Raw genomic sequence first — 2,237 nt, forward strand, 5'->3', positions numbered from 1 at the left:
TTATTTCTTAATTCTTTATCCTTTATCAATTTTGATAAGTTCTCATATAACGCAGGTATGTCCACTGACCCGTTAGAAATTTTATTTCTAACGGGTTGAAGAGGAACTATAAAACCGGTTTCATCGGGTATGATTAATTCTCTTACTCCTCCTACGTTGGTGGCTACAACGGGTAGGGATGAAGCCATTGCTTCCAGAATAGTATTAGGGAAGCCTTCTCTTATTGAGGGAAGGACGAATATATCCATACAGGACAATAGTTCGGGTATATCCTCTCTTTCACCTAAAAATAAAATGTTTTTACTCAAGTTCAGGGCTTTTACTTTGAGTATAAATTCTTCTTTTAAATAGCCTTCACCGATTATTAAAAATATAAGCGATTGATGCTCTGCTAGTAATTTTTCGACTACTTGTATTAAAAATTCATGGCCTTTCTGGGGATGTATTCTCCCGATTGTTCCTATTACTAAAGTTTTTTCATCTATGCCCAATTCTTTCCTTTTTATCTCTCGGAAATTTTTGTTCTTGAATTTATCAACTTCAACACCGTTATAAATAAGGCGGAATTTGCAGGACGGAATACCTGTTGACTGGCAAAATTTTTGAACGCCTGTTGATACTACTATTATTATGTCGGTGAAACGGCATAATAAACAATCTATCATTTTCTGGAAGGCGCTTTTCCATTCATCTACATTATGTTCGTTGGCAATGATGATAGGGGCTCTGGCTAATATTGCGGCTATGCGCGCGGTTGTATTGGGTTTATGTGTATGTGTGTGGACTATTTGTATTTTTTCTTGTTTTATTAGTTTGAACAAACGGATTATGCACATTGGGTCAAACTTAAACATCCTCTTAATTATAAAAACTTTATATCCTTTTTCGACTAAAGTGTTTTTGAGGGGACCGTCTTTAAAAGAGCATATAGTGATATTGAATTTTTCTTTATTGATATAAGGAAGTAGCGAAGCCAATCTTCTCTGAACCCCGCCTGTTCCCAAATTTGATACAACACGCAAGATGTTTGTTTGCATCTGAAAATACCTTTTTGTCATTGCGATAAGGTTGCGACGAAGTAATCTCAAAAAAGCAAGATTGCTTTGCCTTTGGCTCGCAATGACATGCTTATCTTTTTCTTATAAATTCTCTCATTGCTTCAATCACTTGGTAGGGAACTTTTACTTTTCCCAATAATATTTTCCCTTTTGTAAGTCCGTGGCAGTCCGAACCGCCGGATATTAAAAGGTTGTGTTTTTTGGCTATTTCAGTATATTTGGATTGAGGATTTGTCCCGTTGTCGGCAAAATAAATTTCAATTCCTTCAATTCCCTCTTCTATTAATTGGGCAATAATGCTGTCATTTTTTAATAGGTGGGGATGGGCGATTATCGGAATGCCTCCGACTTCCTTTATTAAGGATATTGCTCTTTTTGAAGAAAGACGGCTTCTGTTTGCATAAGCGGGTTTGTCATCGCCGATAAATTTGTCGAACGCTTCATTTGTATTTTTTACATAACCCTTTTCAACCATTGCCTGCGCAAGATGAAGTCTTCCAACGACATCTTTTGTTTTGAATTTTTCTATTTCCTGCATTGTAATAGGCATCCCCATCTCGCCTAATTTTTTCATCATATCGTTCATTCTGTCTTTTCTTCCCAAAGATAACCCTTTTAGAATTTCTAAAAATTCAGGATTTTTATAATCTATGAATAATCCGACAATATGTGTTTCTTCCGAAGTGTTATCTTCTTTTTGGACTCCTGCGGATAATTCTATTCCGGGTATTATTTCTATTTTTTCGCCTGCCTCTTTAATGACAGAGGCAACACCGTCAACTGTGTCGTGGTCTGTTATCGCAATCGCGCGAAATTTTTCCGATAAAGCTTTTTGCACAATACTTTGCGGTGTATATTCGCCGTCTGAATAGACCGTATGCAGATGCAGGTCTGCATATCCTTTTGTGTATTTATCGTCTAATAATTGTTCTAAGTTCAAAATGGTCTCCTTATGTTGTATATTGAAAACACTTTGAAATACATTGTCAAAGTTCTTATTTTTTACAACTTATATCAACTGTATTTCTACTGTATATCCATTGTATTTCCATTTTTTTATTTTTTATAAATTCTTTTTACATTCTTCCCTATCATACACACAATTTCGTATGGAATTGTTCCCGCCAATTCCGCAACTTCTTCTACGGATATTTCCTGCCCTGAACCGAACTTGTTCTG

The 2,237-nt window shown here is 35.8% G+C and carries 3 protein-coding genes; all 3 read right to left on the bottom strand.

Features of this window, described 5'->3' with window-relative positions; all coding sequences use genetic code 11:
* The coding region (locus KAS42_05820) for a glycosyltransferase (protein MCK4905734.1) at positions 1 to 1,037 on the bottom strand (1,037 nt) is incomplete at its 3' end.
* A gap of 91 nt (positions 1,038 to 1,128) precedes the next feature.
* Positions 1,129 to 1,998 carry a PHP domain-containing protein gene (locus KAS42_05825; GenBank protein ID MCK4905735.1) on the bottom strand — a complete coding sequence of 290 codons (870 nt, stop codon included), beginning with the start codon at positions 1,996 to 1,998 and terminating at the stop codon, positions 1,129 to 1,131.
* A 116-nt stretch (positions 1,999 to 2,114) separates the two neighbouring features.
* Positions 2,115 to 2,237: hypothetical protein (locus tag KAS42_05830; GenBank protein ID MCK4905736.1), on the bottom strand; the 123-nt coding region annotated here is incomplete at its 5' end.

The sequence above is a fragment of the bacterium genome, from assembly GCA_023135785.1.
Taxonomy (GTDB): Bacteria; CAIJMQ01; CAIJMQ01; order CAIJMQ01; family CAIJMQ01; genus CAZNJA01.